Origin of the sequence: Streptomyces lincolnensis (assembly GCF_021173675.1) — a bacterium.
Classification (GTDB): domain Bacteria; phylum Actinomycetota; class Actinomycetes; order Streptomycetales; family Streptomycetaceae; genus Streptomyces; species Streptomyces lincolnensis_B.
In genome coordinates this window covers 36,222-49,528 of sequence record NZ_JAIHON010000027.1, presented here as the reverse complement: position 1 = coordinate 49,528, position 13,307 = coordinate 36,222, and the positions used below count along the sequence as shown (strand labels likewise).

Sequence of the window (13,307 nt, the reverse complement as noted above, 5' to 3'; positions counted from 1 at the left end):
TTCTCGCCCCCGCCGCCCCTACCCGTCCCATCCCCAGGGGCTCCGCCCCTTCGACCCCGGCGCCTTTTGGGGTGCCTCGTGAGGTCGTGGGGCGGCTGCGGGTGTGTGGGGGCTTGTCGCGCAGTTCCCCGCGCCCCTTAGGTGGGTGCCTCGTGCGGTCGTAGAGCGGCTGCGGGTGCGTTGTGGTTGGTCGCGCAGTTCCCCGCGCCCCTGAGGTGAGGACAGGCAGCCGGTGATGACGCAGTCGCCCACGGCGGTGAGGGGACGGGGCGGGGGGTGTCCGCCCGCAGCGGCCGGCGTCCGACACGCGGGACCTCTAGGCAGAACAGTTCCGCCGGACCGAGGACGGAGACCCCCCGGCCCGGCCCCGACCCACCCACCGGACAGAAGGCGCTACGCGCACCCCCACCGGGGCCGCACAGCGCGCCGCAGGCATCGACGGAAACGGGCCCGCCCCCCGCGCATCGCGCAGGAGGCGGGCCCTTTTCGGCCTCGCGGTGGCACCGCCATGCAGCACCGCGAGGGGTTCTGGGTCGGTCAGCCGAAGCGGCCGGAGATGTAGTCCTCCGTGGCCTGGACCGACGGGTTGGAGAAGATGCGCTCGGTCTCGTCGATCTCGATGAGCTTTCCGGGCTGGCCGACGGCGGACAGGTTGAAGAACGCCGTGCGGTCGGAGACCCGCGCCGCCTGCTGCATGTTGTGGGTCACGATGACGATCGTGAACCGTTCCTTCAGCTCACCGATCAGGTCCTCGATGGCGAGGGTGGAGATCGGGTCGAGGGCGGAGCAGGGCTCGTCCATGAGCAGGACGTTCGGCTCCACCGCGATCGCGCGCGCGATGCACAGACGCTGCTGCTGGCCGCCGGACAGGCCCGAGCCGGGCTTGTTCAGCCGGTCCTTGACCTCGTTCCAGAGGTTCGCGCCCTTGAGGGACTTCTCCACGACATCCGCGAGCTCGGACTTCTTGTACGAGCCGTTCAGCCGCAGCCCCGCCGCCACGTTGTCGAAGATCGACATCGTCGGGAAGGGGTTGGGGCGCTGGAACACCATGCCGACCTCACGCCGCACGGACACCGGGTCGATGCCGTGGCCGTACAGGTCCTCGTCGTCCAGCAGCACCTTGCCCTCGACCCGGCCGCCGGGGGTGACCTCGTGCATACGGTTCAGCGTGCGCAGGAACGTCGACTTGCCACAGCCGGAGGGGCCGATGAAGGCCGTCACCGAGCGCGGCTCGACGGTCATCGAGATGTCGTCGATCGCCTTGTGGGATCCGTAGTAGGCGGTCAGCCCGCTTACGTCGATTCGCTTGGCCATGATTACGTCACTTCCAGAGTTTCAGATCGGTCGCTGAGTGGCCGCGTCAGCGACCGGTCTTGGGGGCCTTCCAGCGGGCGATGCCGCGAGCCACCAGATTCAGGATCATCACGAAGGCGATCAGCGTCAGCGACGCCGCCCAGGCGCGGTCGTAGGCCGCTCCGGAGCCCGCGCTGTTCGCGTACTGCTGATAGATGTACAGCGGAAGCGACTGCTGCGCACCCTCGAAGGGGTTCGAGTTGATGAGCGAGTTCCCCCACACCAGCAGGAGCACCGGCGCGGTCTCGCCCGCGATACGGGCGACCGCCAGCATGATGCCGGTGGTGATGCCGCCGAGGGAGGTCGGCAGGACCACCTTCAGGATGGTGCGCCACTTCGGGACGCCGAGCGCCAGGGAGGCCTCGCGCAGCTCGTTCGGGACGAGCTTGAGCATCTCCTCGGTGGAGCGGACGACGACCGGCATCATCAGGATCGCCAGGGCCATCGAGCCGGCGAAACCGAAGGGCTGCATCTCGAACATCAGCATGATCGAGAGGATGAACAGACCCGCGACGATCGACGGGATGCCCGTCATGACGTCCACGAAGAAGGTGACGGCACGAGCGAGGTTGCCGCGCCCGTACTCCACCAGGTAGATCGCGGTGAGCACACCGATCGGCGCGGCGATGACGGTCGCGAGACCGACCTGCTCCAGGCTGCCGATGATGGCGTGGTAGATACCGCCGCCGGGCTCGGAGTCGGCGATCAGACCCATCGAGTGGGTCAGGAAGTAGATGTCGAGGACCTTCACACCGCGCGAGATCGTCGACCACACCAGGGAGACCAGCGGGATCACGGCGAGCAGGAAGGCGACCCAGACCAGCGAGGTCGCGATCCGGTCCTTGGCCTGGCGGGGACCCTCGACGCGGGCGGCGATGACGTACGTGCCGACGACGAAGAGGACCGCGGCGATCAGGCCCCACTGGATGTTGCTGTGCAGACCGGCGGCCAGGCTGATGCCGATGCCCACGGCGAGGGAGCCGGCGGCGATGGCGTACGGCGCCCACTTGGGCAGGCGCGCGCCGCGCAGGGTGCTGCGGGGCTTGTCGGCGATGACGGCGTTGCTCATGCGTTGGCCCCCGAGTACTCCTTGCGGCGGGCGATGATCGCACGCGCCCCACCGTTGACCAGCAGGGTGATGACGAACAGGACCAGACCGGAGGCGATCAGCGCGTCCCGGCCGATGTCGCCGGCCTCACTGAACTTGCTGGCGATGTTCTGGGCGAAGGTGCCGCCGCCCGGGTCGAGCAGGCTGGCCTGGATGTCGAAGGTCGGCGAGAGCACGGTGGCCACGGCCATCGTCTCGCCGAGCGCGCGGCCGAGGCCGAGCATCGAGGCGGAGATCACGCCGGAGCGGCCGAAGGGGATGACCGCCATGCGGATCACCTCCCAGCGGGTGGCGCCGAGGGCCAGGGCGGCTTCCTCGTGCATCTGCGGGACCTGACGGAAGACCTCGCGGCTCACGTTGGTGATGATCGGCAGGATCATGATCGCGAGCAGGATGCCGACGGTGAGCATCGAGCGGGGCGCGCCGCCCTGCCAGGAGAAGATGCCGGTCCAGCCGAGGTAGTCGTCGAGCCAGCCGTAGAGCCCGTTCATGTTCGGTACGAGGACCAGGGCGCCCCAGAGGCCGTAGACGATGGACGGCACGGCGGCGAGCAGGTCGATCACGTACGCGATGGGGCCGCTCAGCCTGCGCGGGGCGTAGTGCGTGAGGAACAGCGCGATGGCGACGGCGATCGGGACCGCGATGACCATGGCGACGATCGAGGAGACGATCGTGCCGAAGACCAGGACGGCGATGCCGAACCGGGGCGGTACGACGCCGGTGTTCCACTCGAAGGCGGTGAAGAAGTTGGCCTCGTCCTTGCTGATCGCGATCGAGGCGCGGTAGGTGAGGAAGCCGGCGATGGCGGCCATGATCACCAGCAGCAGGATGCCCGAGCCGCGGGAGAGACCGAGGAAGATCCGGTCGCCGGGTCGGGTGGCGCCGCGGGCCGCGCGCTTCTGCTCGGCCGGCGTGGGCTGTGGGGCGGGGGGAGGAGTGTCGGTTATCTCTTTGGTGTCCATCGGGTTCTCCGGTCTGCGGAGCCGTACGTGGCGTGCGGTTCCTGGCGGCGGTGCACCGGACGAGGCGGTCCGGCCCGGGGTTCGTGGGCCCGGGCCGGACCGCGCTCAGGTCAGCTCAGGCCCTCGATGGTGGTGCGGACCTTGGCGATGATGTCGGCGGGGATCGGCGCGTAGTCGTTCTCCGCGAGGATCTTCTGACCGTCCTCGGAGGCGACGTAGCGCAGGAACGCCTTGGTGGCGGCCAGCGTGTCGGCCTTGTTGCCCTTGTCGCAGGCGATCTCGTACGTCACCAGGACCATCGGGTAGGCACCGTCGGCCTTGGTGTTGTAGTTGAGCTTCAGCGCGAGGTCCTTGCCGGTGCCCACGACCTCGGCCTCGGCGATGGCCTTGGTGGCGTTGTCGACGGTGGCCTCGACCGGGGCGGAGGCGCCGGTGTCGAGGGAGATCGGCTTGATGCCGTCCTTGGCGTACGACAGCTCGAAGTAGCCGATGGCGCCGTTGGTCTCCTTGACCTGCTGGGCCACACCGGAGGAGCCGGACGCGGACTGGCCGCCCTTGGCCTGCCAGGCCTTGCCGCCCTCGTAGGGGAAGTCCTTCTTGGCGGTGGCGATCAGGTACTTGGTGAAGTTGTCCGTGGTGCCGGACTCGTCCGAGCGGTGGAACGGCTGGATCTTCAGGCTGGGCAGCTTGACGCCGGGGTTCAGCTTGGCGATCGCCGGGTCGTTCCAGTTGGTGATCTTGCTGTCGAAGATCTTGGCGAGCGTGGCGGAGTCGAGCGTGAGCTTGTCGACGCCGGAGACGTTGAAGCCGACCGCGATCGGGCCGCCGACCATCGGGAGGTCGATCGCCTGGCCGCCGGTGCAGACCTTCTTGGAGGCGGTGACCTCTTCCGGCTTCAGCGCGGAGTCGGAGCCGGCGAAGGCGACCTGGCCGTTGGTGAACGCGGTGATGCCCGCGCCCGAGCCGGAGCCCTTGTAGTTGATCTGCACGCCACAGGCCTGGGTGAACTGCTTGACCCAGGCGTCGATCGCGTTCTTCTGCGCGGAGGAGCCGTCGGCGAGCAGCTGGCCCTTGGCGTCGTCGCACTTGATGTTGCCCGCGGCGGCGGTCGCGCCCCCGCTGGCGCCACCGCCGTTGCTGGTGTCGTCGGAGCCGCACGCCGTGAGGGCCAGGGCGCCGGAGACGGCGATCGCGCCGAGAGCGAGAGCCCGCCGGTTCTTGCGCTGAAGCTTCACTTGAGGGAGTTCCTTCCAGGAGCCGCCGTCCTGAACCGGCGGCGTGCGAAGACTGGGTGATGCGGCCACGTGTTCGACGTGCGGTCCGCACCGCGTAAGGCCGAAATTAGGCAGATCAGGTGAAGGCGCCGATGGCCGTAAATGAACGAGGGGTGAACCCTGGTGGACGGTGCGGTGAGGTCACGGAACGCTTACGTCGAGGACACGGGGAGATCCCGGACGGACACGCCGCGTGACCGTTTCGGACTATGCCAGGTGCAGCGCTGTGAGCAGGGCGTCCACGAGGGTGCGATCCCTCGGTTGGGTCAGCCGGGCGCGGGCGGCGGCCGGGTGCAGCCAGAGGATGCGGTCGACCTCGTCGTTCGGTGTGAACATGCCTTCCGTGGCCTCGGCCGCCCAGTAGCGGACCTGCTTGGGCCGGCCGTTCGCGAGATAGCGGACCGTCGGCAGCGGGGCGCCCGGCGCGGCCCGGTACCCGGTCTCCTCGGCGACCTCGCGCAGCGCGCCCGCGAGGGGGTCCTCGGCGCGCTTGAGCTTGCCTTTCGGGTGCGACCAGTCATCGTATTTCGGCCGGTGGACGAGGCAGACCTCCAGCTCGCCGTCGGCCGGGGAGCGGCGCCACAGGACGCAGCCGGCCGCCTGGACAGGGGTTTCCCGGGTCTCGGTCACTGGGGTCGCCGCCTCCTTCAGGTGTGGACCGGCCTCAGGTGGGGCCGGCCTCAGACGCTGACCGGCCTCAGGTGTTGACCGGCTGTTTCTGCCACGACTGCTGGAAGGCGAAGCGGGCCGCCTCCACCTCGTGCCGCTGGTCGGCGTGCAGGACGCCGAGGGCGTAGGCCGTCGCGGGGGCGATCCGGGGGGTGCGCGCCGCCTGGGCCGCGGCGGCCGCCGCCTCCGAGGCGTCCCGGTGCCGGTCCAGGGCCTGGCCCGCGTCGAGCAGTCGTACGTCGACGGGGGCGCCGGTGCCCTGGAGGACCTCGCGGGCGTAGCGGTGCAGGCGGAGCAGCAGCCGGACCTGGTGCCAGGGGGCGTCCTGGGGGTGCGGGGCCGGGTCGGGGGAGAGGCCGTGGATCAGGGCCTCCGCGTTGTAGGGGTGGCCGGCGGTGACGAGGGGGAGGGCGGTGACGGCGTCCGTGAGGCGTTCCTCGGCGGCCGTGGCGAGGGGGTGGAGGTCCGTGGTGGGGGCGGTCTGGGTCAGGGGGACCTCGCTGGCCAGTACGGCGATGCAGTCGGCTACCGCGTGGAAGCGGCTTGATCCCAGGGCCTGGAGGGCTGTGCTGTGGGCTCGGGTGCGGGCCAGTGTCAGCTGGCGGTCCAGGAGGGCGCCTGCTTTGGCGGCGCCTACTGTGAGGTTGCCGCGGTCCGGGGCTGCGGGGTGGGAGGGGGAACCGGCGCTTTGCTGTGCCGCTCGCTTTGGGTCGGGCGCCGCCCCAGCGGCACGACTGCCCGCAGCTACGCCAGCGGCAGATGCGGCCGCCCCAGTGCCAACCGTCTGGCTCGGGAACACCGCCCCCGACAGCCGGTGCAGCGCCAGCAGCAGCCGCTCCAGCCGGGACTCGTACGCGTGCTCCATGCCCAGCGTGCCGGAGAGCCAGGCGAGTTCGGGGCGCAGGGACTCGGACCAGTCGGCGTCGAGGAGGGGGCGGAAGGTGTGGAGGCTGGCGCTGATGCGGCGGAGGGAGCGGCGCAGGGCGCGGGCCGCGTCGACGGGGTCCTCCGCGTCCGGCCCGGCGCCGGGCCCCGCGGCCGTCGTACCGCCGGATTCGCGGTGCAGCCGCAGGGCGCGGAGGAACTCCGTGGCCTGGGCCCGCAGGTAGCCCGCGAGGGCGTCCCCGGTCACCGGCCCGGCCAGGAGCGGTTCCGTCGGTTCAAGGTGTTGCTGTGCCACGCCGGCGCCTCCGGGCGTCTATGAGCATCTCCTGGATGTTGCGCAGGGGCTGACCGTCCGCGTCGGTCGCGTGCCGGGTCCACTCGCCGTCCGGGCCGAGGTGCCAGGACGCGGTGGTGTCCGACATACCGGTCTCCAGGAGCCGGTTGAGGGCCGCCCGGTGGGCCGGGTCGGTGACCCGGACCAGCGCCTCGATACGGCGGTCGAGGTTGCGGTGCATCATGTCGGCGCTGCCGATCCACACCTCGGGTTCGCCGCCGTTGCCGAAGCCGAAGACCCGGGAGTGTTCGAGGAAGCGGCCGAGGATCGAGCGGACCCGGATGTTCTCCGACAGGCCGGTGACGCCGGGGCGGACCGCGCAGATGCCGCGCACCCAGACGTCACAGGGCACGCCCGCCTGGGACGCGCGGTAGAGCGCGTCGATGATCGCCTCGTCGACCATCGAGTTGACCTTGATGCGCACGAACGCGGGACGTCCGGCACGGTGGTGCTGGACCTCCTTGTTGATCCGTGCGATCAGGCCGTCCCGCAGGGACTTGGGGGCGACCAGGAGCCGGCGGTAGGTCTCGCGGCGCGAGTAGCCCGACAGGCGGTTGAAGAGGTCGGAGAGGTCCGCGCCCACCTGCGGGTCGGCGGTGAGCAGGCCGAGGTCCTCGTAGAGCCGGGCCGTCTTCGGGTGGTAGTTGCCGGTGCCGACGTGGCAGTAGCGCCGGAGCGTGTCGCCCTCCTGGCGGACCACCAGGGACAGCTTGCAGTGGGTCTTCAGGCCGACCAGGCCGTAGACCACGTGGCAGCCGGCCTCCTCCAGCTTGCGCGCCCACTTGATGTTGGCGTGCTCGTCGAAGCGGGCCTTGATCTCGACCAGGACGAGGACCTGCTTGCCGGACTCGGCGGCGTCGATCAGCGCGTCGACGATCGGGGAGTCGCCGGAGGTCCGGTACAGGGTCTGCTTGATGGCGAGGACGTCCGGGTCCTCGGCCGCCTGCTGGAGGAAGGCCTGCACGGAGGTGGAGAACGAGTCGTAGGGGTGGTGCAGCAGCACGTCCCGGGTGCGCAGGGCGGCGAAGATGTCGGGCTCGGAGGCCGTCTCGACCTCGGCGAGGTCGCGGTGGACGCCCGCGATGAACTTGCGGTACTTCAGCTCGGGACGGTCCAGGGAGGCCACGCGGAACAGGCCGGTGAGGTCCAGGGGGCCCGGCAGCGGGTACACCTCGGCCTCGCTGATCTTCAGCTCGCGGACGAGGAGGTCCAGCACCTCGCGGTCGATGGACTCCTCGACCTCCAGGCGCACCGGCGGTCCGAAGCGGCGCCGCATGAGCTCCCGCTCCAGGGCCTGGAGGAGGTTCTCGGCGTCGTCCTCCTCGACCTCCAGGTCCTCGTTGCGGGTGAGCCGGAAGGCGTGGTGCTCCAGCACCTCCATGCCCGGGAACAGCTCCTCCAGATGGGCGGCGATGACGTCCTCGATGGGGACGTAGCGGCCCGGGGAGCTCTCCAGGAAGCGGGAGAGCAGCGGCGGCACCTTGACGCGGGCGAAGTGGCGGTGGCCGGTGACGGGGTTGCGGACGACGACCGCGAGGTTCAGCGAGAGACCCGAGATGTACGGGAAGGGGTGCGCCGGGTCGACCGCCAGCGGGGTCAGCACGGGGAAGATCTGGTGCCGGAAGAGGGTGAACAGGCGGGCCTGTTCCTTCTCCTGGAGCTCGTTCCAGCGGACCAGGTGGATGCCCTCCTCCGCCAGGGCGGGGGCGACGTCCTCGTGGTAGCAGGCGGAGTGCCGGGCCATCAGCTCGCGGGAGCGGGCCCAGATCATCTCCAGCACCTCGCGCGGCTGGAGGCCGGACGCGGACCGGGTGGCGACACCGGTGGCGATACGGCGCTTCAGGCCGGCCACCCGGACCATGAAGAACTCGTCCAGGTTGCTGGCGAAGATCGCCAGGAAGTTGGCGCGCTCCAGCAGCGGGGTGTTGGGGTCCTCGGCGAGTTCGAGGACCCGCTCGTTGAACGCCAGCCAGCTGCGCTCCCGGTCGAGGAAACGACCCTGCGGGAGCTGGGGACCGTCGAACGGCGCCTCCTCGTACGCGTCGAGATCGGCGTCGAGGTCGGGTTCGAGATCGGAGACGGTGGCCGACACCGTGTGCGGCCGGTGCGCGGCTATGGAGCCCACGGAGGGCTGGGCGTGCTGGACCTGTGCCTGGGTGCTGGGCTGGCTCATGGAGCCATTCTTCCGCGTCAGGAGCGAAACGGGCGCGTCGGACTGCGCGGGCGGGAGCGCGGCGACGTCGCGCGCGTCCCCGTTCCCCGCGGTTCCCTCGGGGGGAGGCGAAGGCTCTGGCACGGCGGGCTTCATTCGCCGAGCCTCGCAAGTCCGTCTGAACCGACGGTTACGGAGACATGGCGTGTGGGATATCGGGGAGCGGCTCGCGGGCGTCCACGTCCACCGGAATATGCCGCAACCGTACGTCCCTCCCCCCGTGGAGGGACGTACGGGGTCCCGCGGCCTCCCGGTACGGGCGGCATGCGCCCTTTCAGGCGGTACGGCGCCGCAGCAGCCGGAAGGCGGCGGTCGTCGCCACGGCCGTCACCGTGAGCAGCAGGCCGGTCTCCATGAACTGGAGGGGCCAGTAGTGCGACCGGGGATGGAAGGCCGTGGACCGCTCGGACCACGCGACGGTGAACGCCGAGCGCGGCAGCTCGCCCCCGCCGGTGCGGGTGACGGTGGGCCACAGGTCCTCGCGGAAACGGGTCATGACGTTGTGGAGGACGAGGCAGGCGGCAAAGGTCAGTCCGGCGGCGGGCAGCGTGCGCCGGACCAGGAGGCCGATGAGCGCGCCGAGGGCGAGGGCCGCCAGGGCGTACGCGACACAGGCCGGTCCCGTGGCGATGAAGACGTCGGGGTGGTACCAGTCCCCGACCAGGTTCGGGTCGCCGTCCCCGCGGGCCCACACATGCAGCAGGACGAGGGTGCCGGTGCCCGCGGTGAGCAGGGCGGCCGGGACGGCGAGCCTGGCGGCCAGCCAGCGCGTCGGTGACACGCCCTGGGTCCAGGCGAAGTGGGCGGTGCCGGTCTCCAGCTCGCGGGCGACGAGCGCGGCGCCCGCCCAGGCGGCCACCGGGAGGACCAGGTGGGCCAGGGCACCGGCGACCAGGGAGATGCCGCCGCCGTACACGTCGTCGGCGGTGATCGCGGCGACCGAGGCGCAGGAGGGCAGACCGTCGGCGGGCGGGACGGCACAGGCGCTCGTGCCTCCGCGGGCCTCGTCGGCCAAGGAGTGCAGCCACACCAGGTACACCGCGGCGGCGGTCACGGCGAGGCCCCACACCACCAGCGCCACGCGGTGCGGGCGCCGGACGGCACGGCCCGTCCCGCCCGTCCCGGACGGCGTACCGCCGGCCGGGACGGGCACGGCGAGGGCGGTCATACGGCGGCCTCCTTGCGAGGGTGCGCGCCGCCGGTGACCCGGCCGAGGACGCGGAAGGCGACGAGGACGGCGACGGCGGCCACGGCCAGGAGGATGCCGGTCTCCACCAGGTGCAGGGGCCAGTAGTGGGACTGCGGGTGGTAGACGGCGTAGTAGCCGGTGACGCCGTGCTCGCGGAGACAGGCGGTGGTCTGGGACGGCGGGCGGCCGTCGCACAGTGAGAAGTCCACGCCCTCCACGCGGCGCCCGCCGAGGAGGGTGCCGTTCTCCACCTGCCAGACCCCGCCGGGCGGGTCGATCCAGTTCGGGGAGGTCAGCGTGACCGCCGGCCACAGGGAGGTGCGGCCGGCCACCAGGACGAGATGGAGCACCACCATCACGGCGAAGGACACGCCGAGCGCGGGCAGACCGCGGCGCAGGACGAGCGCGGTGAGCGCGCCGATCGCGAGGGCGCACAGGGCGTACGCGATCAGGGCGGGGCCGCGGGCGACGAAGACGTTGTCGAAGGACCAGTCGTCGTCCATCAGGCTCCGGTGCGCCCCCCAGCCCCAGCGGAAGGCCAGGATCAGGACGGTGCCGCCGAGCACCAGGGCCACCGCGGGCACGGTGAGCTTGGCGGCCAGCCAGCGGGCCGGGGAGATCCCTTGCGTCCAGGCCAGCCGGGCCGTGCCGTTGTCCAGTTCGCGGCCGATCAGGGCGCCGCCGGCGAAGGCGGCGACGGCCAGGAAGCTGTAGCAGGCGAAGGTGCCGACCAGGCGGATGCGGTTGCTGTAGGCCATCGTGGTCAGGATGCTGCAGCGGTCGTGGCGGGCGCAGTAGTCCTGCTCCCGCAGCGCGCCGTCCGCGGTGACCTCGACCGTCCACACCAGCGCGGCGATCGCGAGCAGCACGAACAGGGCCCACACGATCAGCGAGGTCCGGTGCAGCCGCAGCACCGTGCGGGGCAGCCCGCGCAGGGCGGGGGCGCTCATACGGCGGCCTCCGCACGGGCGGGTGCGGACGCGGTCGTCCGGCGGTGCAGAACCCGGAAGGCGGCGAGGACCAGCAGCGCGGTGACGACGAGCAGGAGGCCGCTCGCCATGAGCTGGAGGGGCCAGAAGTGGGACCGGGGGTGGTACTCGGTGTAGTAGCCGACGGCGTCCACGCGGTCGAAGGCGGCACGGCACTCGGGGCTGTCGCCGCGCCCGCACCCCTGGTCGCCGACGCGGGCACCGGAGGCGGTCAGCACGCCTGTCCGGACGCCGATGCCGGAGCCCTTCACCCCGTCCTGGAGGCTGGTGACCCGCGTCGTGGTGGGCCACAGGTGGGGCAGCGCCATATGGACGCCGAACCACAGCAGGCCGGTCACGCCCAGGCCACCGCCCAGCGCGGCCAGGGAGCGGCCCTGCACCAGGCCGATCAGGGCGCCGGCCGCCAGACCCGCGAGGGCCAGGGCGACGGGCACGGTACCGCCCGCGTAGAAGGTCTCGAAGCTGTACCAGGGCTTGGCGGTGTCGATCCGGCCGTCGCCCGCCGACCACATCGCGTGGTGCAGCAGGACCAGCGCGCCGGTGCCGACGGTGACCAGCACCGTCGGGACGGCGAGTTTGGCGGCCAGCCAGCGGGTGGGGGAGATCCCCTGCGTCCAGGCCAGGCGGGCAGTGCCGCTCTCCATCTCGCGGCCGATCAGGGAGCCGCCCGCCCAGGCGGCGACCAGGAACGGCACCACGAGGACGGCGAGGGTCGTGTACTGGTAGACGTCCTTGTAGAGCAGGATCGCGTACTGGTTGTAGTGGCACGGGTCGGCCGTGCAGGTGGCGTAGTGCTCCCAGGCCCGCGCCGAGCCCTCGGTGAGCGGGCCCCACAGCCACAGCAGCGCGGCGGCGAGGACCAGGACGAGGACCGTCCACACGGTCAGGGCGGGCCGGTGCAGCCGGGTCAGCCACTTCACCAGGTGCGGCGCGGAGGCCGTGGCTGTCGTGGGCGCTTCGGGCGCGGGAGGTGTCGTAGGGGCCGCGGGGGCTGTGGGGGCGCTCATGCGGGGAGCTCCTCGGTCCTGGCCGCCGGCGTGAGCGCCGGAGCCTCGGGGCTGCGCAGATGGGAGAGGACCAGCTCCTCCAGGGAGGGCGCGGTCGTACGCCAGTCGCCCGGGAGCGGGCCCGCCGGGCGGATCAGCGCGCTGACCTGGCGGCCGGTGCCGCGGGACTCGACGACGGTGTGCGGGGCGAGGTCGGTTTCGGCGGGCACGGAGACGCGGGTGTGCGCGGCGAGGAGTTCGTCGAGCTCGCCGGACAGCCGGATCCGGCCGTCGCCGACCAGCAGCAGGTGGTCGCAGGAGTCCTCCAACTCGGCGACCACGTGCGAGGACATCACGATCGTGGTGCCGTACTCGGCGGTCTGCGCCATCAGTACGCCCATCAGCTCGTGCCGGGCCAGCGGGTCGAGGTCGGCCATCGGCTCGTCCAGGAGCAGCAGTTCGGGCCGCTTGCCCAGCGCGAGGGCGAGCGCCACGCGGGTGCGCTGACCGCCGGAGAGCGCGCGGATCCGCTTCCTCGGGTCCAGGTCGCCGCCGGCCACGATCCGCTCGGCGGTCGCCGCGTCCCAGCGGCCGGGGTTGAGGTCGGCGCCCACCCGGAGCATCTCGGCGATGCTCAGCTGGTGGTAGAGCGGCTTGTCCTGGGCCACGAAACCGACCCGTGGGCGCGCCTGGCCCGGGTGGGTGCCGAGGACGGTGACCGTGCCCTCGGTGGGGGCGAGCAACCCGGCCGCGAGGGCGAGCAGCGTGGACTTGCCCGCCCCGTTGGGGCCGACGACGGCACAGACGCGGCCCGCGGGGAGCCGGAAGGCGCAGTCCCGCAGGGCCCAGCCGCCCTTGCGGCCGAAGCGCTTGCCCAGCGCGGTGGCCTCCAACGCCGTCTCGGTCATGAGCGGTCTCCCTGAATCTTCTCGGCCTGGGTCTTGTCGACCTGGCTCTTCTTGGCGGGTCGCGCCGCGAAATGCGTTTCCAGTACGGCGGTGAACAGTGCGGCCACGTCGTCGCGGTCCAGCCCGGAGGTCCGGGCCCGTTCGGCCCACGCGTCCAGCTCTCCCCGCAGGGGCGAGTCCGCCGGGGCGGCGCCCAGCGAGCGCCGCACGAACGTGCCGAGCCCTCGCCGGGCCTCCACCAGCCCCTCGCGTTCCAGCTCGCGGTACGCCTTCAACACGGTGTTCGGATTGATGGCCGTCGCCTCGACGACCTCACGTGCCGTGGGCAACCTGTCTCCCGGTTCGAGGTGGCCCAGCCGGAGCGCCTGCTTGGTCTGCTGGACGATCTGGACGTAGGTGGCCACGCCGCTGTGCCGGTCGATGCGGTACTCGACCACT

Annotated in this window: 12 protein-coding genes; all 12 read right to left on the bottom strand. The window is 71.6% G+C overall.

The genetic code is table 11. The features are described 5' to 3' along the window. Positions 1-537 precede the first annotated feature (537 nt). The 12 genes from pstB to K4B79_RS45845 all read right to left on the bottom strand — a co-directional run bounded on the left by pstB (position 538) and on the right by K4B79_RS45845 (position 13,306). The gene (gene pstB, locus K4B79_RS45900; RefSeq protein WP_232033427.1) at positions 538-1,314 is read right to left on the bottom strand and encodes a phosphate ABC transporter ATP-binding protein PstB; all 777 of its coding nucleotides are present in this window, start codon (positions 1,312-1,314) and stop codon (positions 538-540) included. Positions 1,315-1,360: 46 nt separating this feature from the next. Then, positions 1,361-2,422: a phosphate ABC transporter permease PstA gene (gene pstA / locus K4B79_RS45895; protein WP_232033426.1), complete on the bottom strand. Its 1,062-nt coding sequence runs from the start codon at positions 2,420-2,422 to the stop codon at positions 1,361-1,363. Beyond that, complete coding sequence (gene pstC / locus K4B79_RS45890; RefSeq protein ID WP_232033425.1) at positions 2,419-3,423, bottom strand: phosphate ABC transporter permease subunit PstC; 1,005 nt, start codon at positions 3,421-3,423, stop codon at positions 2,419-2,421. The genes pstA and pstC overlap by 4 nt, the downstream gene beginning before the upstream one ends. A gap of 110 nt (positions 3,424-3,533) precedes the next feature. After that, positions 3,534-4,658 carry a phosphate ABC transporter substrate-binding protein PstS gene (gene pstS / locus K4B79_RS45885; RefSeq protein WP_232033424.1) on the bottom strand — a complete coding sequence of 375 codons (1,125 nt, stop codon included), beginning with the start codon at positions 4,656-4,658 and terminating at the stop codon, positions 3,534-3,536. 246 nt (positions 4,659-4,904) lie between these two features. Then, complete coding sequence (locus K4B79_RS45880) at positions 4,905-5,327, bottom strand: NUDIX hydrolase (protein WP_232033423.1); 423 nt, start codon at positions 5,325-5,327, stop codon at positions 4,905-4,907. Positions 5,328-5,394: 67 nt separating this feature from the next. Next, positions 5,395-6,546, bottom strand: a complete 1,152-nt coding sequence (locus K4B79_RS45875; protein ID WP_232033422.1) for a CHAD domain-containing protein — start codon at positions 6,544-6,546, stop codon at positions 5,395-5,397. After that, positions 6,527-8,758, bottom strand: coding sequence for an RNA degradosome polyphosphate kinase (locus K4B79_RS45870; protein WP_232033421.1), 2,232 nt, complete (start codon positions 8,756-8,758; stop codon positions 6,527-6,529). The genes K4B79_RS45875 and K4B79_RS45870 overlap by 20 nt, the downstream gene beginning before the upstream one ends. Before the next feature lie 313 nt (positions 8,759-9,071). Further along, positions 9,072-9,965: a hypothetical protein gene (locus tag K4B79_RS45865; RefSeq protein ID WP_232033420.1), complete on the bottom strand. Its 894-nt coding sequence runs from the start codon at positions 9,963-9,965 to the stop codon at positions 9,072-9,074. Further along, complete coding sequence (locus K4B79_RS45860; protein WP_232033419.1) at positions 9,962-10,936, bottom strand: hypothetical protein; 975 nt, start codon at positions 10,934-10,936, stop codon at positions 9,962-9,964. Before K4B79_RS45860 ends, K4B79_RS45865 begins: the two co-directional genes overlap by 4 nt. Next, positions 10,933-11,982 carry an ABC transporter permease gene (locus K4B79_RS45855; protein ID WP_232033418.1) on the bottom strand — a complete coding sequence of 350 codons (1,050 nt, stop codon included), beginning with the start codon at positions 11,980-11,982 and terminating at the stop codon, positions 10,933-10,935. Before K4B79_RS45855 ends, K4B79_RS45860 begins: the two co-directional genes overlap by 4 nt. Beyond that, positions 11,979-12,869, bottom strand: coding sequence for an ABC transporter ATP-binding protein (locus tag K4B79_RS45850; RefSeq protein ID WP_232033417.1), 891 nt, complete (start codon positions 12,867-12,869; stop codon positions 11,979-11,981). The genes K4B79_RS45855 and K4B79_RS45850 overlap by 4 nt, the downstream gene beginning before the upstream one ends. After that, positions 12,866-13,306: a GntR family transcriptional regulator gene (locus tag K4B79_RS45845; protein ID WP_232033416.1), complete on the bottom strand. Its 441-nt coding sequence runs from the start codon at positions 13,304-13,306 to the stop codon at positions 12,866-12,868. Before K4B79_RS45845 ends, K4B79_RS45850 begins: the two co-directional genes overlap by 4 nt. Between the last annotated feature and the right edge of the window lies 1 nt (position 13,307).

Excerpts from the sequence above, each read along its gene's own strand:
- pstC (WP_232033425.1), bottom strand. The coding sequence starts at position 3,423 with ATGGACACCAAAGAGATAACCGACACTCCTCCCCCCGCCCCACAGCCC.
- K4B79_RS45860 (WP_232033419.1), bottom strand. The coding sequence starts at position 10,936 with ATGAGCGCCCCCGCCCTGCGCGGGCTGCCCCGCACGGTGCTGCGGCTG.
- pstB (WP_232033427.1), bottom strand. The coding sequence starts at position 1,314 with ATGGCCAAGCGAATCGACGTAAGCGGGCTGACCGCCTACTACGGATCC.
- K4B79_RS45850 (WP_232033417.1), bottom strand. The coding sequence starts at position 12,869 with ATGACCGAGACGGCGTTGGAGGCCACCGCGCTGGGCAAGCGCTTCGGC.
- K4B79_RS45870 (WP_232033421.1), bottom strand. The coding sequence starts at position 8,758 with ATGAGCCAGCCCAGCACCCAGGCACAGGTCCAGCACGCCCAGCCCTCC.
- K4B79_RS45855 (WP_232033418.1), bottom strand. The coding sequence starts at position 11,982 with ATGAGCGCCCCCACAGCCCCCGCGGCCCCTACGACACCTCCCGCGCCC.
- K4B79_RS45865 (WP_232033420.1), bottom strand. The coding sequence starts at position 9,965 with ATGACCGCCCTCGCCGTGCCCGTCCCGGCCGGCGGTACGCCGTCCGGG.
- pstA (WP_232033426.1), bottom strand. The coding sequence starts at position 2,422 with ATGAGCAACGCCGTCATCGCCGACAAGCCCCGCAGCACCCTGCGCGGC.